We start from the raw sequence: 14,437 nt of genomic DNA on the forward strand, positions 1-14,437 counted from the left end.
TCGATCAGAGGCGGAAGTTGACGCCGACCGTCACCGTCCGCCCGATCCGCGTCTCGAACAAGGTGTCCTGACGAACGCTGTCGATATACAGCCGGTTCTGCTCGTCGGTCAGGTTCTGCGCCTCGACGATCAGCTTGATCTGGTCGGTGATGTTGTACGACGCGGAGGCATCGACATACAGCGTCGGTGCATTGCCCTGAAGATCGCTGCCCGGTGATGCCGGGATGCCGCGGATGAACCGGTCGCGGTAGTTGGCGGTGCTGCGGATGCTGAACCGGTCGTCCTCGTAATAGATCGTGCCCGAGGCGGTGTTCTTCGACAGCCCGACCAGATCGGCCGTCGTCGTCACCGTCGGCACCCCGCCGACGCTCGCCAGGATATAGCGGATTTGCGATGTCACGCGGGTATAGTTCGCCAGCATGCCGAAGTTCTTCAGGAACCCCGGCAGGAAGGTGAACGGCACCTGCGCATTGATCTCGACGCCCTCCAGGGGACCGCCCGGCGTATTGAACGGCTGCGACACGGTGAACAGCTCGGTCGGCAGCGTGTTGGAATTCTCCAGCAGCGCGTCGGGCAGGCCCAGCTGGTTGAACGGAATCTGGCTGTTGACGCTCTGGATGAAGCTCTTGATGTTCTTGCGGAAATACGCCGCCGACAGCAGCGATCCCGGTCGGAAATACCATTCGATCGCCGCGTCGAACGTGTCCGCCCGGATCGGGTCGAGGAACGGGTTGTTGACGTTGCCGACACGCGTGACGGGATTGACGCCGCTGGTGGGCGTCAGCAGCCCCAGTTCCGGCCGCGCCAGCACCTTGGCGGCGGACAGACGCACGATCAGGTTCTGCATGGGTTCGATGACGAAGTTGGTCGATGGCAGCCAGTCGTCATACGCGTTGTTTGCGACGGCGTACTGACCGACCAGATTGGTCGGCGACGTCACGCCCGCCGGCGGGGCCACCGCGATGATGCCGGACGCGCGCATGTCCGTCTTGATGTAGCGGACGCCGACATCGCCGCGGATGCCGACGCCGAACCGGTCGCCCAGATCGAACGTGCCCATCACATAGGCGCTCTTGATCTCTTCCTTCACCCGCGAGCGACCGCCGCCGCACTCGATCCCGCAGTAACGGACCGAGTTGAACCCGAACGTGTCCGCCCATTTGTCAGGATCGATCGCCGCCCAGCTGTTCGGCGCGCCCGATCCCCAGAGATCGCCGACCCCGGTGATCTGCCGCGTGATGCTGGCGAGCGTCGTGCCGGCGGGCAACGCACGGACCACCGTGTCGGCGCTGTAGGGTCGCAGGAACGTGCTGAGGAAATCGCTCTCGCGATATTGGCCGCCGGCCTTGATCGTCAGGTCCTCGCCGACCTTCCACCCGACATTGACCTCGCCGGTCATGTTCTTGGTATCGTTGCGCGACGGCTTGCCCTGAAAGCTGAAGCCGCCAAGAACCGTGCCATCGGACAGGCTGGGCGCGTAGCTGAAGGCGTTGGGATCGGACACGTCGAAGCCGAAGCCGATCGCCGGGGTCGATCCGTTGCGGTTGTCGATCGTGAAATTGTCGCTGTCGATCACGTCCATGAACGTCTGCAACCGCTTGCGGCCATCCCAGACGGACTGGTTCAGGCCGACCAGGCCGCTGATCTCCAGCGCGTCGGTGAAGCGGTGTTTCCAGTTCAGGTTCGCCTGCTTGAAGCTCGACACGAAATGGTCGACCAGCCCCTCGGATCGCACATCGACGCCGTCGAACGTGCCGTTCACCAGCGAACCCTTGTCGTCGAAGGCGATGTCGCGCACCGACGTCATCGGCTGGCCGTTATTGGCGATCGACCGGGCGAAGGAGACGCCGGCGATGTAGTTGTCGCGCCTGGTCACGTCGAACCGCGAATAGAGCAGGTCGAGCGAGATGTCGGTGTCGGCATCCGGCCGGAATTGCAGCGTGACGGTGCCGCCGATGCGCTCCTGATCCTGTTCCGAATTCAGGTAACGCGGCAGGCGCGGCAGGAACGCGCCGCTGCCCGCCGTATTGGGCAGGTCGGCGCGGCGCAGGTTCTGGATCGTGTTGTACGCGGCGGTCGTGCTGGTACGCGGATTGCCGGTGCTGCACAGCGCCGCGGTCGATCCCTTCGCGCCGATGGCGGGATTGACGGGCGTGTAACCGACCGGCGAACAGAAGCCGCCATTGGTATTGGCCGACAGGATATCGACCGCCGAATAGCCGACCTCGCGGATGTTGCGCTTCTGATAGGCGACCGATCCCAGAATGCCGAAGCCGCTGTCGCCGAATTTCTTGGACACCAGCAGCGAGGCGCGCGGGTCGACCTTCTTCGACAGTTCGTTATAGATTCCGCGTCCCGTCGCCGACAGGACGAAGTCCTCGCGGTTGTCCATCGGCTTGGGCGCGGTCAGATCGACGGTGGCACCCAGCGACCCTTCCTCGACATCGGCGGACGGCGTCTTGCGTACCGACAGCGACGAGAAGATTTCGGTCGGGAACACGTTGAAATCGAAACTGCGCCCGTTGTTGCCGGCGCCATAGATGTCGGACGATCCGGTCTGCGCCGTACCCTCCATGCCGTTGATGCGGACGCGGGTGAAACCGGCGCCGAGACCACGGACCGAGATGTTCCGCCCTTCGCCACCGTCACCGCGTGCCAGCGCCACGCCGGGAATGCGCTGCATCGATTCAGCGAGGTTCGAATCCGGGAATTTGCCGATGTCTTCGGCCACGATGCTGTCGATCGCCGCGGTCTCCAGTCGCTTCTGGTTCAGGGCGCTCGCCAGCGAGGCACGGAAGCCGGTGACGATGATGTCGTCGCCCTCGACCGATTCCGGCACGCCGGTGTCGTTGCTGGACGATGTCGTCTGACCGACGGGTACGGGAGCGTTGGCCTGTTCGACGGCGCCGGCCGGCGGGGCGGGCGGTGTCGTCGCGGTCTGGGCGATGGCCGGCGCGGTCATCATCCCCAGCGCCAATACGGCCCCCGATGCGCCACGACGCCAAACCGAAAGAGCAACAGCCTTCGACATCTCAATCTCCTCGCCTGTCTCGTCCCGCTCTTTACGAGCAGCAACGTCCACAATGTGGAATTATCTTCCACAAAGTACCAAGAGGAGGGTGATTCGGCTACAGTAAAACGACATACGTCATGCCCGATCACGCACGGACCGCGCTATTTTGGGACATATAAGGAAAAGATGTTGCTCAGCCGGCTGATTTAACGACGAATTATCCGGCGATGGCGCAATATTCGCTAAACCGTCACACTCGCTCGATGAGCAGTGCGATGCCCTGCCCCACGCCGATGCACATGAAGGCCATCGCATAGCGCCCGCCGGTCCGCTGCAACTCCTCGACCGCGCTCATCGTGATCCGCGCGCCCGACATGCCGAGCGGATGGCCGAGCGCGATGGCGCCGCCGTTGCGGTTGACGCGATCGTCGGCGGGATCGACGCCCAGATCGCGCAGCGTGGCGATCGCCTGGCTGGCGAACGCCTCGTTCAGTTCGATCACATCCAGGTCCGCCATCGCCAGTCCCGTCCGCGCCAGCAGCTTGCGCGCCGCCGCGACCGGGCCGATGCCCATCACGCGCGGCGCGACACCCGCCGCCGCCATGCCGATCACCCGCGCGCGGGGCGTCAGGCCATGGCGGGTCGCGGCCGCCGCCGATGCGACCAACATCGCCGCCGCGCCATCATTTAATCCCGACGCATTGCCCGCCGTCACCGTGCCGTCCGCCCGCACGACGGGCTTCAGTCGCGCCAGTGCCGCCGGATCGGTCGCACGCGGATGCTCGTCGGTGGCGAAGAGGATCGGCTCGCCTTTACGCTGCGGCACCGACACCGGCACGATCTCTGCCGCCAGCCGACCGCTGGCCTGCGCCGCCGCCGTCTTGCGCTGGCTGGCAAGCGCAAAGGCATCCTGATCCTCGCGGCTTACCCGCCATTCCGCCGCGACGTTCTCGGCGGTTTCCGGCATCGAATCGACGCCGTACGCGGCCCGCATCGCCGGGTTGACGAAACGCCAGCCCAGTGTCGTGTCCTCCAGCGCCTGCGCCCGGTCGAACGCGCCCTGCGCCTTGCCCAGCACATAGGGCGCCCGCGTCATGCTCTCGACCCCGCCGGCAATCATCAGGTCGGCATCGCCGCACCGGATCGCCCGCGCCGCCGAACCGACCGCATCCAGCCCGGAACCGCACAACCGGTTCAGCGTCGCGCCCGCGACCTTGTCCGGCAGGCCCGCCAGCAACGCCGCCATCCGCGCGACGTTGCGATTGTCCTCGCCCGCCTGATTGGCGCAACCGAGGATGACGTCGTCCACCGCCTGCCAGTCGACCCGTGGATTGCGCTCCATCAGCGCGTGGATCGGCAACGCGGCGAGATCGTCCGCGCGGATCGTCGCCAGCGATCCACCCAGCCGTCCGATCGGGGTACGGATCGCATCGCAGATGAAGGCGTCGGTCATTCCGGTATCCCATCCAGTTCCGCGATGATGCGGCCAGCCTCGGCAAAGGCGGTGTTGGCGGCCGGCACGCCGGCATAGATCGCGGTCTGCATCAGCACCTCCTTCAACTCGTCGCGCGTGAAGCCGTCGCGCGCCAGCCCGGTCCTGACATGCAGGACGAACTCCTCCCAACGGCCCAGACTGGCGGTGATCGCCACCACCAGCAAACGGCGGGTCCGATCGTCCAGCCCCGCCCGGCCCCAGATCTCGTGCCACGCGATGCGCGTTATCATCGACTGGAAATCGGCATTGAACGGCGTGCGGTTCGCCAGACTGCGATCGACCCATTCGTCGCCCAGCACCCGGCGGCGGTTGGCCAGTCCCGCCGCGAACAACGTCACGGCCGCGTCTCCTGCCGGATCGTCGGCCAGAAATCGTCGCAGCGTCGATGCCAGCGCGGCCGGCGTCTCGATCGGCGCCAGATGCGCGGTATCGAGATGGACGACGGTCGCCCCCGATATCGCCGCCGCGATCCGGTCGCCATGGCCGACGAACGGCGTCGAGGTATCGCGGTCGCCCGCCACCAACAGCACCGGCAGCGTCAGCGACGGCAGCCGGTCGATCACCGCCATGTCACGGATCGCCGCGCCTGCGCCGGCATAGCCATCCGCCGGCGTCGCCACCAATCCCCGACGCAACCCATCGGCGACGTCGCCATGCGTTCGCGCGAACCGCGGCGACAGGAACCGGCCCATCGCCACATCGGCGATCGCCGCCACGCCGCCCGCGCGGACCGTGGCGATCCGGTCCGCCCATGCCGCCCGGTCCATCGCCGCCGACGTGCAGATCAGCGCCAGCACCGTCACCCTGTCCGGCGCGTCAAGCGCGAGTTGCATCGCGATCATCCCGCCAAGCGACACCCCCGCCACCGCCGCCTGTGCGACCCCCGCCGCGTCCATCACCGCGACGACATCCGCGGCCAGCATCGACAGCGTATAGTCACCCGCCGTCACATCGGACGCACCGTGGCCGCGCGTATCGATCCGCAAGACCCGGAACGCCGGCAGCAGGGACGGGACGGTCGTATCCCACAACCCCATGTCGGTGCCGATCGAGTTGAGCAGCACCAGCACCGGCCGCGCCGCCGCGCCGTCCATCTTCCAGTATATCCGTACGCCATCGCGCATCGCGAAGGGCATCAGCCATCCTCCTTCAGCAGCGCCGCGACCAGCGCCACGCTCTCGCCGATATCGTCACCGATGCCGGCGCTCGCCAGATTGCGCGCGATCGCCGCTTCGTCGATCTCCAGCCCTTCGGCCACCACCGCCATCGCCGCCAGCGCGCCCGACGCGATCAGCGCCAGATCGGCGAGCATCGGCCCCTCCGCCTGCCAGCCGCCCAGGCCACGCTCCTCCTCGCCGGCCATCGCGGCGAGTACGCCCGCAACAAGCCCCGACGCCCGCGTCGCGGCGGCGAGCGTCACCTGACAGCCTGTCGGATTGCGCTTGTGCGCCATCGCCGACGATCCGCCGCGCCCGGCGATCACCGGTTCGCGCACCTCGCCGATCGCGTTCTGCGCCAGCAGCGATATGTCGCGTGCCATCTTCGCCGTCGCGCCGATCAGGATGCCGACCGCGCTGGCGACCATGGCGGTCGCGGTGCGACGCGCGTGCCACGGCGGTCCGGCCGCGATCCCGAGTGTCGCCGCCATCCGGCCGGCCACCGCTTCGCCCCGCCCCGCCATGCCGCACCGCGTACCGGCCGCGCCGCCCAGTTGCAGCGTCAGGCCGGCCGCCGCCGCCTCTACCTGCGCCGCCGCCGCCGCGATCCCCGCCCGCCACTGGGCGATGCGCAGGCCGAAGCCGATCGGCAACGCGTCCTGCAATAATGTCCGCCCTACCGCCGGGCGATCCGCATGGGCCACGGCGTGAACCTTCAGCGCGCGCGTGATCCGCGCGGCATCGGCGATCAGCAATGCCGCCGCATCGCGCAGTTGCAGGACCAGCACCGTGTCCGCCACATCCTGACTGGTCGCGCCCCCATGCACCTGCCCGCCATCGTCACCCATCGCCGCGCGCAGGTGACGAACCAGCGGGATCGCCATCGTGCCCGCCAGCGCCACCTCCTCGGCCAGCATCACCGGATCGATCGTCAGCGCCCTTGCCACGGCCGCGATCCGCGTGGCGACATCGGCCGCGATCAGACCCTCCGCCCCCTGCGCCTCCGCCAGCGCCGCCTCGAACGCCAGCGCATGGCGGATGGTCGCCGCGTCGCTCCACACCTCCAGCATCGCCGGCGTCGCGGCCGGGCGTTGGCGCAGCCAGTCGCTCACAGGTCGAAAAACACCGTCTCGCCCGGTCCCTGCAACACGATGTCCAGCCACCAGCCGCCGACCCGCGCCTCCGCGATCAGCGTTCCCCGCCGTGCCACCGGCACCGCCGCCAGCACCGGATCGGTATCGTTGCCCTCACCATCCGCGAAGTACAGCCGCGTCGCCAGCCGCTTGATGAGGCCCCGCCCGAACACCGACAGCGCCAGATGCGGCGCCTGCCACGCGCCGTCCGGCCCCGGCACCCGGCCCGGCCGGATCGTGCGGAACCGCCAGACCCCGCCATTGTCGGTCGACGCCCGACCGAAACCGACGAAGTGCGGATCGACCGGCACCGCCTCGCGGCGATCGTCGGCGCTGCGATAACGGCCCGCGGCATTCGCCTGCCACAGTTCGATCATCGCATCGGGCACCGGATCGCCATTGCCGTCGATCACCCGGCCCGCCACCTCGATCACCTTGCCCAGCGGCGTGCCGGTCGGTGCCGACAGGTTGAGGACATAATGCTCCTCGCCGAACAGTTCCGCCCGCGCACCCATGTCGGACCGGCCGACCAGATCCGCGCCGCCCTTCCACGGCAGGCCATAATGAAAGAACGGCCCGACCGTCTGTGACGGCGTCTGTCCGAATATATCGGAATGCTGGTTGTCGAGGCGTTCGGCGGGGATACGATCGGCGACGTCAATGGTCATGCGCATCCTCCTCGAACGGCGTCTGCTCGCGCCCCTTCAGCACCACGTCGAAGCGATAGCCGAGCGCCCGGTTCGGCTCTGTGACGCTCATGTCGAACCGGCTGACCAGCCGCTGGCGATACGGCATCGGCACCGCATTGGCGATCGGGTCGATCTCGATCAGCGGGTCGTCGGGGAAATAGAGTTGCGTCACCAGCCGCGTCGCAAAGGCGGGGCCGAGCAGCGACAGATGGATATGCGCCGGCCGCCACGCATTGCGATGATTGCCCCAGGGATAGGCGCCCGGCCGCACCGTGACGAAGCGATACCGCCCCTCGCCATCGGTGACGACCCGTCCCGCGCCGGTGAAGTTCGGGTCGAGCGGCGCGTCCCATTGATCCTTTACATGCACGTACCGCCCGGCGGCATTCGCCTGCCATATCTCCATCACCGTATCGGGCACCGGCAGCCCCCGTTCGTCGAGGACGCGGCCGGTGACGATGATCCGCTGGCCGAGCGGCGGCGCCCGGTGCTGCGTCGTCAGGTCCGCCATCGCCGGCCCCATCAACCGGTCCCAGCATCCCGTGGGCCCCGTCGTCTCCGTCAGGGTCGCCGGGATGCGTACCAGCGGCTCGCGCGGGGATCGCGGCACCGTCGATCGATAATCGGCGACCAGCGATGGCGGCGCGCCCGCATCCTCGCGCGCATAGGGTATGACCGCGCTCATGCCGCCATCTCCGCCAGCGGCGCGCCGGTCTTCGCCCGCAATTCGTCCAGCGTGACGCCCGGCGCCAGCTCCACGACGCGCAGGCCGGGCCTGTCGCACGCGATCACCGCCAGATCGGTGACGATCAGGTCGACGCATCCCTTGCCCGTCAGCGGCAGCGTGCATTCGGGCAGTATCTTGGGTTCGCCATGCTTGCTGACATGGTCCATCACGACGACGACCCGCTTCACGCCCGCGACCAGATCCATCGCGCCGCCCATGCCCTTCACCATCTTACCGGGGATGGTCCAGTTGGCGATGTCGCCCGCCGCCGACACCTCCATCGCGCCCAGGATCGTCAGGTCGATATGCCCGCCGCGGATCATCGCGAAGCTGTCCGCGCTCGAGAAGAAGCTGGAAGTCGGCAGCGCTGTGATCGTCTGCTTGCCGGCATTGATGAGGTCCGGGTCGGCCTCTCCCTCGAAGGGGAACGGCCCCATGCCCAGCATCCCGTTCTCCGACTGCAACGTCACGTCGATGCCGGGGGGAATGTAATTGGCCACCAGCGTCGGAATGCCGATGCCCAGATTGACGTAGAATCCGTCCCGCAATTCCCGCGCGGCGCGCGCCGCCATCTGTTCGCGCGTCCAGCCCATCATGCATTCTCCCGGCTGCGCACGGTCAGCTTCTCGATCCGCTTCTCGTTAATGGTCGAGAGCACGATGCGGTCGACATAGATGCCCGGCGTATGGATGCAGTCGGGATCGAAGCTGCCCGCCGGCACGATCTCTTCCACCTCCGCCACCGTCACCTTGCCCGCCGTCGCCATGTTCGGGTTGAAGTTGCGCGCGGTCTTGCGGAACATCAGGTTGCCGGCCGGATCGGCCCGCCACGCCTTCACGATCGACAGGTCGGCGCGCAGCCACGTCTCGCGGACATACTCCTCGCCATCGAACGTCTCGACCGGCTTGCCCTCCGCCACGACGGTGCCGACCCCGGTCTTCGTATAGAAGGCCGGAATACCCGCGCCGCCCGCCCGGATGCGTTCGGCCAGCGTCCCCTGCGGCGTCAGTTCCAGCGCCAGTTCGCCGTTCAGATATTGCTGCTCGAACAGCTTGTTCTCCCCGACGTAGGACGCGATCATCTTGGCGATCTGCCGACTTTCCAGCAGCATCCACAATCCGAACCCGTCCGCGCCGGCATTGTTGGAAATCACGGTCAGCCCGCCCACCCCGATCGCGCGTATCTCCGGGATCAGGCTTTCGGGATTGCCCGACAGGCCGAAGCCGCCCGACATGATCGTCATGCCGTCGAACAACAGGCCGTCCAGCGCGGCGGCGGGGCTGTCATAGACCTTGTTCTTCATGCTGCCCGCTCCTTCATGCCGGCGTCAGGGGAAGGCCGACGTAATTCTCCGCCAGCGTCCGCTGGGCGGCCTCCGACCCCCGGATGTAATCCAGCTCGGCCATTTGCAGCCGTCGTGAAAAACCGTCCATGTCGGGAAAACGATGCGTGATAGACGTGAACCACCACGAAAATCGCTCCGCCTTCCACACCCGCGCCAGCGCCCTTGCCGAATAACCGTCGATCCCCGCCGTCGATCGCTCGTCGAAATACTCGACCAGCGCCTCGCCCAGCATCGTCACGTCCGACACCGCCAGGTTCATGCCCTTCGCGCCGGTCGGCGGCACGATGTGTGCGGCGTCGCCGGCCAGGAACAGCCGCCCCCACCGCATCGGCTCCGCCACGAAGGACCGCAGCGGCGCGATCGTCTTTTCGAACGACGGCCCCCGCGTCACCCGCCCGCCGACGTCCGGCCCCAGACGCAGGCACAGTTCGTCCCAGAACCGCTCGTCGGACCAGTCGACGATCTTCTCGTCCAGCCCGCACTGCACATAATAGCGGCTGCGCGTCGCCGATCGCATCGACGCCAGCGCGAAACCGCGTTCGTGATTGGCATAGATCAGCTCATGCTCGACCGGCGGCACATCGGCGAGGATACCGAGCCAGCCGAACGGATACACCCGCTCGAACGTCCGCAGCACCGTCGCCGGGATCGCCGCGCGGCTGATCCCGTGATAGCCGTCGCAGCCCACGACGATGTCGCAGTCCAGCCGTCGCTCCATACCGTCCTCGCGCCAGCTGACCGAGGGCCGCGCGCTGTCCAGATCGTGCAGCGCGACATCGTCCACGTTCCACCGGATCGACAGGCCACGCGCATCCGCCGCATCGAACAGGTCGCGCATCACCTCCTGCTGGCCATAGACCGTCACGGTCGCCCCACCGGTCAGCGCCGCCATGTCGATGCGGAACAGATCGCCGTCCAGCGACAGCCGCGTGCCGCCATGCACCAGCCCCTCGCGCACCAGCCGGTCGGCGATACCCAGCCGGTGCATCAGATCGACCGTCACCTGTTCCAGCACCCCGGCCCGCACCCGGCCCTCGACATAATCCCGGTCGCGCCGCTCGATCACCACCGCATCGATGCCCGCCGCGTGCAACAGGTGCGCCAGGAACATGCCCGCCGGGCCGGCGCCGACGATGGCGACTTGCGTGCGCGTTGCCATGTTACGCATCCACCGGGTCGGCCAACGCCGCCGTCACCGCGACCCGCGCCACCACGGCACCCAGCAACGCGCCATAGATCGCCTTGAACGACAACACCGCGACGAACGACCAGCGCTCCCCCGTCAGCGGTAACAGGATCGCGTGCGCCAATACCGCCACCACCGCGACCGGCACCGCGATGCACAGGCTGCGGACCAGCGCCGGCCGCGGCCATGATCGACCGGCCGACAAAGGCGCGATCGCACCAGCCGTCCGTCGCCGGCGCGTCAGCCACGTCGGCACCAGACTGCTCATCAGCGCGATCATCAGACTTTGCGGGGCGGCATCGACGATCAGCCCATTCCATCCGCGCATCGGCACGAACGCGGGCGCGCCGAATACCAGCAGGACGAAGACGATGCTCAACACCGCGCTGATCGCCGCAGCCACCGTCATCTCGATGCGAAGATACCGACGATGCGCATCGGACAAATAGCGGTGCGCCTCCATCGATCACTCCTCACCGGCAGTTCTCAGCGACTGTCCGGTGCAGATGTGCCTCCGCTTTGGCATTCGTGTAAAATACTAAGATGCAATGGATCGATAGGATAACACTATGCCCGTAATCGGTACGGCATGGGCAAACTGCCCCGCTCTCAATCCAGAGCGGCCGACAGCCATATCGATGTCATATGAGACCGGACGTTCGCCACGTCGATCGAGATATTGGTGCGGGCGGTCGGACTCGAACCGACAATCCTTGCGGAACCGGATTTTGAGTCCGGCGCGTCTACCATTTCACCACGCCCGCACACCGGTCGGCGCCCCTTGCTGGCCACCGATCAATGAGCGGCAAGCCTATATGCAAGTCGCCCCGAGTTTTCAAATCGGATTTTGGGGGTTCGACCCGCTGGGTCGTGTCGCCCTATTTCGGTGTGCTGGAACCTCGACCGATCCGATACGGCCCAGCCCGCGTGTCGAGTGCGTCACCCTTCCAGCTCAGCCGGACCAGTCCTTCGGCAACCAGTCTGTCGACCGCCGCGTGGACGATGGGCATCGCATCCCGCCAATCCGTCGCCGTCGTCCCGGCCTCGCTGGCCGTAGCGAGTGCGCGAGCGACTTCGCTGGGACAGATCGTCGCCCCCGGCGCACGGGCGGCGAGCAGGGCCAATGTCAGACTTCGAGCATCCATATCCCCGGCCTTCTGTTTCCTCGGTCAGTTCGTCACGTAATCGTTCCCCGCCGCGCGGATCGGAGCGACGAGTGCGGCCGGATTGGCCACCCCCGCCCCTCGCCAGATCGATCGCCCAACCTTCGCCATCAATTACGCGGCGGTTGCCGCCGATAACTCAGCGCCTCGGCGATATGGATGCGGCCCACTTCCCCGGCACCGGCCAGATCGGCGATCGTCCGCGCCACGCGCAGGATGCGGGTATAGCCGCGCGCCGTCAGCCGCATCGCCTCCGCCGCCTGTGCCAGCAGTGTGCGCCCCGCCTGATCCGGCGTCGCCACCGCATCCAGCAGCGGCCCGTCCGCCTCGGCATTGGTGCGCACCGGATGGTCGCGATACCGCGCCGTCTGCACCGCCCGCGCCGCCGCGACCCGTGCCGCGACCTCTGTCGATCCCTCGACCGGTGGCGGCAGCACCAGTTCCGCCGCCGTCACCGCCGCGACATCGACATGCAAGTCTATCCGGTCGAGCAACGGCCCCGACACCTTCGCCTGATAATCCGCCGCACAGCGCGGCGCCCGCGCGCAGGCGAGGCCGGGATCGCCCAGATGCCCGCACCGGCACGGGTTCATCGCCGCGATCAACTGCACGCGCGCGGGAAACGTCACATGCGCGTTGGCCCGCGCCACGCTGACCGTTCCCGTCTCCAGCGGCTGGCGCAGCGAATCGAGCACCGCCCGCCCGAATTCGGGTAACTCGTCGAGGAACAGCACGCCCAGATGCGCCAGACTCACCTCGCCCGGCTTCACCTTCAACCCGCCGCCGGTCAGCGCCGCCATCGACGCCGAATGATGCGGGCTGCGGAACGGCCGCGTCCGCGTCAGCCGGCCGTTGGTCAGCGTGCCGGCGACCGACTGCACCATCGACACCTCCAGCGCCTCCGCCGGATCGAGCGGCGGCAGGATACCCGGCAGGCACGCCGCCATCAGCGACTTGCCCGCCCCCGGCGGACCACAGAGCAGCAGGTTATGACCGCCCGCCGCCGCGATCTCCAGCGCGCGCTTCGCCGTTTCCTGCCCCTTCACCTGTCGCAGGTCGGGGCCGTGCGAAACCTCCTCCACCTCGCCCGGCTGCGGCATCGCCAGCAGGCCATGGCCCTTGAAGTGGTTGATAAGCGACAACAGGTCGGGGCCGGCGACCACCTCGACCGATCCGGCCCACGCCGCCTCCGCCCCCTGCGCGCCCGGACAGATCAGGCCCTTGCCCGTCTCCGCCGCGTGCAGCGCCGCCAGCAGGACGCCCGGCGACGACGCCACCCGCCCGTCCAGCGCCAGCTCGCCGACGACGACATAACCGGCCAGCGTCTCGACATCGACCACACCCATCGCCCCCAGCAAGGCAAGCGCGATCGGCAGGTCGAAATGCGATCCCTCCTTGGGCAGGTCGGCCGGCGACAGGTTCACCACGATCCGCTTGGGCGGCATCGCCAGCCCCATCGCCGCGATTGCGCCGCGCACCCGCTCGCGGCTCTCGCCCACCGCCTTGTCGCCCAGACCCACCACGTTGAATGCCGGCAGGCCGGGGATGAGTTGCACCTGCACCTCGACCGCGCGCGCCTCCAGCCCCAGATACGCCACTGTCGATACGATCGCCGCCATTCACATTCCCCCGGTTCGGCCCTAATAACCGCTTTCGGCCATGTGCAAATGGGGGTAAGAGCAAGGGAAGGTGTGGCGCAGGCCGTGGCCGCGACGCGTTGACTTGAACGCCCGTCCCGCGTATGCGCCGCCCCGCAAGGCCGTCCTCCGGGCGGCCGTTTTTATTACACGACGATCTTCGAGGAATGAACGATGAAGCGCACCTTCCAGCCGAGCAACCTGGTGCGGGCACGCCGCCATGGCTTCCGTTCGCGGATGGCGACCGTCGGCGGCCGTGCGGTAATCCGCGCCCGTCGCGCCCGCGGCCGCAAGAAGCTGTCGGCCTGATCGTGATGTCGCGCCGCCGGGATTTCCTGGCGGCCAATGCGGGCAAGCGTGCACCGATGCCGGGATTCGTCCTGCTGGTGCACCCCCGCAACGACGGTGACGCCGCGATGCGCGTCGGCTTCACCGTCACCAAGAAAATCGGCAACGCCGTGGTCCGCAACCGGATGAAACGCCGGCTGCGGATGCTCGCGCGCGAGCTGCTGCCTGCTGGCGGCACGGCCGGTGCCGACCACGTGCTGATCGGTCGCAATGGCGGCATCGAACGCGATTTCGCGCTGCTGCGGACCGAACTGACGAAAGCATTGCGCAAGGCGGCACCGGGCAACGCGGCGACGGCCCATCGGTCGCCTGCGCCTTGATTGCCCGGCTCCTGATCCTGCTGGCCCGTGGCTGGCAGATCGGCCCCTCGGCCATCCTGCCGCCGACGTGCCGCTATGATCCCAGCTGTTCGGCCTATGCAATCACCGCCCTTCGCCGCTATGGCGCGATGAAGGGGGGCTGGCTCGCGCTGAAGCGGATCGCGCGCTGTCATCCCTGGGGTGGGTTCGGGCCGGACCCGGTCCCCTGACCCACTACTATCACG

Annotated in this window: 15 protein-coding genes and 1 tRNA gene; 3 read left to right on the forward strand and 13 right to left on the reverse strand. The window is 67.7% G+C overall.

All coding sequences use genetic code 11. The annotated features are described in order from the left end of the window. Positions 1 to 4: 4 nt before the first annotated feature. The 13 genes from JAO74_RS09320 to JAO74_RS09380 form a co-directional block, all read right to left on the reverse strand. Positions 5 to 3,031: a TonB-dependent receptor gene (locus tag JAO74_RS09320; RefSeq protein WP_233150828.1), complete on the reverse strand. Its 3,027-nt coding sequence runs from the start codon at positions 3,029 to 3,031 to the stop codon at positions 5 to 7. Positions 3,032 to 3,263: 232 nt separating this feature from the next. Then, a complete protein-coding gene (pcaF, locus tag JAO74_RS09325; RefSeq protein WP_199037259.1) occupies positions 3,264 to 4,466 on the reverse strand; it encodes a 3-oxoadipyl-CoA thiolase in 1,203 nt (400 codons plus the stop codon). After that, complete coding sequence (gene pcaDC / locus JAO74_RS09330; protein WP_199037261.1) at positions 4,463 to 5,644, reverse strand: bifunctional 3-oxoadipate enol-lactonase/4-carboxymuconolactone decarboxylase PcaDC; 1,182 nt, start codon at positions 5,642 to 5,644, stop codon at positions 4,463 to 4,465. Before pcaDC ends, pcaF begins: the two co-directional genes overlap by 4 nt. Then, complete coding sequence (locus tag JAO74_RS09335) at positions 5,644 to 6,777, reverse strand: lyase family protein (protein WP_199037263.1); 1,134 nt, start codon at positions 6,775 to 6,777, stop codon at positions 5,644 to 5,646. Before JAO74_RS09335 ends, pcaDC begins: the two co-directional genes overlap by 1 nt. Next, positions 6,774 to 7,466, reverse strand: coding sequence for a protocatechuate 3,4-dioxygenase subunit alpha (gene pcaG / locus JAO74_RS09340; RefSeq protein ID WP_199037265.1), 693 nt, complete (start codon positions 7,464 to 7,466; stop codon positions 6,774 to 6,776). Before pcaG ends, JAO74_RS09335 begins: the two co-directional genes overlap by 4 nt. Continuing rightward, positions 7,456 to 8,172 (reverse strand): protocatechuate 3,4-dioxygenase subunit beta, encoded by a 717-nt coding sequence (gene pcaH, locus JAO74_RS09345; protein ID WP_199037267.1) that lies wholly within the window; start codon positions 8,170 to 8,172, stop codon positions 7,456 to 7,458. The genes pcaG and pcaH overlap by 11 nt, the downstream gene beginning before the upstream one ends. Further along, positions 8,169 to 8,807, reverse strand: a complete 639-nt coding sequence (locus tag JAO74_RS09350; RefSeq protein WP_199037411.1) for a 3-oxoacid CoA-transferase subunit B — start codon at positions 8,805 to 8,807, stop codon at positions 8,169 to 8,171. Before JAO74_RS09350 ends, pcaH begins: the two co-directional genes overlap by 4 nt. Beyond that, positions 8,807 to 9,517: a CoA transferase subunit A gene (locus JAO74_RS09355; protein ID WP_199037269.1), complete on the reverse strand. Its 711-nt coding sequence runs from the start codon at positions 9,515 to 9,517 to the stop codon at positions 8,807 to 8,809. Before JAO74_RS09355 ends, JAO74_RS09350 begins: the two co-directional genes overlap by 1 nt. A gap of 13 nt (positions 9,518 to 9,530) precedes the next feature. Further along, positions 9,531 to 10,718 carry a 4-hydroxybenzoate 3-monooxygenase gene (pobA, locus tag JAO74_RS09360; RefSeq protein ID WP_199037271.1) on the reverse strand — a complete coding sequence of 396 codons (1,188 nt, stop codon included), beginning with the start codon at positions 10,716 to 10,718 and terminating at the stop codon, positions 9,531 to 9,533. A 1-nt stretch (position 10,719) separates the two neighbouring features. Then, a complete protein-coding gene (locus JAO74_RS09365; RefSeq protein ID WP_199037273.1) occupies positions 10,720 to 11,208 on the reverse strand; it encodes a hypothetical protein in 489 nt (162 codons plus the stop codon). Positions 11,209 to 11,425: 217 nt separating this feature from the next. Further along, a tRNA-Leu gene (locus tag JAO74_RS09370) sits at positions 11,426 to 11,509 on the reverse strand. 114 nt (positions 11,510 to 11,623) lie between these two features. Further along, positions 11,624 to 11,890 (reverse strand): DUF3253 domain-containing protein, encoded by a 267-nt coding sequence (locus tag JAO74_RS09375; RefSeq protein ID WP_199037275.1) that lies wholly within the window; start codon positions 11,888 to 11,890, stop codon positions 11,624 to 11,626. 128 nt (positions 11,891 to 12,018) lie between these two features. Further along, on the reverse strand, positions 12,019 to 13,527 hold the full coding sequence (locus JAO74_RS09380) for a YifB family Mg chelatase-like AAA ATPase (protein WP_199037277.1): 1,509 nt from the start codon (positions 13,525 to 13,527) through the stop codon (positions 12,019 to 12,021). Positions 13,528 to 13,719: 192 nt separating this feature from the next. On the opposite strand from JAO74_RS09380, the gene rpmH reads away from it, so the two are divergent. From rpmH to yidD, 3 genes are read left to right on the forward strand one after another with little or no spacing between them, the layout of a single operon-like run. After that, positions 13,720 to 13,854: a 50S ribosomal protein L34 gene (gene rpmH / locus JAO74_RS09385; RefSeq protein WP_017978410.1), complete on the forward strand. Its 135-nt coding sequence runs from the start codon at positions 13,720 to 13,722 to the stop codon at positions 13,852 to 13,854. A gap of 5 nt (positions 13,855 to 13,859) precedes the next feature. Further along, positions 13,860 to 14,213, forward strand: coding sequence for a ribonuclease P protein component (gene rnpA / locus JAO74_RS09390; RefSeq protein WP_199037279.1), 354 nt, complete (start codon positions 13,860 to 13,862; stop codon positions 14,211 to 14,213). Next, on the forward strand, positions 14,210 to 14,422 hold the full coding sequence (yidD, locus tag JAO74_RS09395; protein ID WP_199037281.1) for a membrane protein insertion efficiency factor YidD: 213 nt from the start codon (positions 14,210 to 14,212) through the stop codon (positions 14,420 to 14,422). The genes rnpA and yidD overlap by 4 nt, the downstream gene beginning before the upstream one ends. Positions 14,423 to 14,437 lie beyond the last annotated feature (15 nt).

This window comes from Sphingomonas mollis (genome assembly GCF_016427505.1).
Taxonomy (GTDB): Bacteria; Pseudomonadota; Alphaproteobacteria; order Sphingomonadales; family Sphingomonadaceae; genus Sphingomonas; species Sphingomonas mollis.